General features: G+C 64.7%; 2 protein-coding genes. Both read left to right on the top strand.

All coding sequences use genetic code 11. The features are described from left to right. Positions 1-173 precede the first annotated feature (173 nt). Entirely contained in the window at positions 174-467 is a 294-nt protein-coding gene (locus AC1VAN_RS21850; protein WP_025878595.1) for a LysM peptidoglycan-binding domain-containing protein, read from the top strand. 47 nt (positions 468-514) lie between these two features. Next, positions 515-1,018 (top strand): hypothetical protein, encoded by a 504-nt coding sequence (locus AC1VAN_RS21855; protein ID WP_025878596.1) that lies wholly within the window; start codon positions 515-517, stop codon positions 1,016-1,018. The last annotated feature ends 374 nt before the right edge of the window (positions 1,019-1,392 follow it).

A 1,392-nucleotide genomic window follows, 5' to 3' on the forward strand; every position in this document is an offset into this window, starting at 1 on the left:
TGCCCGGCGAGCGCAGCGGCCCCATACGGAGCCGCCCGGCATGGCCCGGCGCTACCGGTTGGGCCCCGATTGTTCAGCCGCCCCGGGGGGCGGCTTCACATCGGCACCATCCCCATTTAACAACCTCTATGACACCGTGCCAGCCATGTAGTCATACAGACGGGAGTGTGTGGATGAGTACCGAGAAGAAAGCCGATTTCTCCGGCGTCAGTGGCAGCGTCGACAGTACCGCCCAGCAGGTCCCCAAGGCGGACTTTTCCGGCGTCAGTGCTTCGGTGGACAGTACCGCCGAGGTGGTCAGCGGTGGCACCTACACCGTGCAGAAGGGTGATTCGCTGTCGAAGATCGCCAAGCAGCACCTGGGCGATGCCAACGCCTGGAAGAAGATCTTCGAAGCCAACCGCGATGTGCTCGACGACCCGGACAAGATCTTCCCGGGCCAGACCCTGAAACTGCCGCCGAAGTAATACCGGCGATCCAATCGCCGTCCGAACAATCCTTGGAGGAACCCCGAATGATCAAGACGACCCCGCTTCAGAATGCCCTGCTGGCCGCGTTGCTGGGCAGCGTCGCCCTGGTGGGCTGCAAGAAGAAGGAAGAAACCGCAGACAACAACGCAGCTCCGGCGGCAACCACGCCGGCCGAGGCGCCCGCGCCGATGACCGGCGCGCCGCCGCCGATGGCTGCATCGGCCGTAGCGGTATCGGCGGTCACTGTCGGCAAGACCGCCGCAGCTGACAAGTCGGTCACCACGGCCGCCCTGTTCGCGCCGAAGGACGATGTCATCGTCTCGGTGAAGACCGATGGCGCGGCCAACAATGTCACCGTCGGCGCCAAGCTGACCTTCCAGGATGGCCAGGTGGCCGGTGAGCAGAACGCAACCCTGAACACCAGCGGTGCAGAGACCACCAACATCACCTTCAAGAATGCCAATGGCTGGCCGGCCGGCAAGTACCGCGCCGAAGTCATGGTTGATGGTAAGGCGGCCGGAACGCCGCAGGAGTTTGAGGTCAAGTAAGTCCCGCCGACTCTCTCCCGGTTGGACTCACGATGGACGCAGCCGCGAGGCTGCGTCCTTTTTTGTTGGTGGTGTTGCGGGAAGGCCTCATCCACGCATGGCGTGGATCTACGGGTGCAGACACCTGGCCGTTCCTCGCGCGGCGATGTTTCCGCAGACCCACGCCATGCGTGGATGGATCACAGCGTTGCCGGCGTGCAGTACCGCCGCGTATGGCACGGCTTTGCCCCGCGCGGCTGAAAACGCGACAATGCAGGGGTTTCCCCGGCGCGCGCCCACCCTGACGGCGGCGGGGAAAGTGACACGGTTGCACGTGGCCCGGCGCTGGCGCCGGCCTTCCCCTGAGCACTGCTACAGAGTCCAAGTCCCCCATG

It is taken from the genome of Stenotrophomonas sp. 05L44_2, from assembly GCF_056665995.1.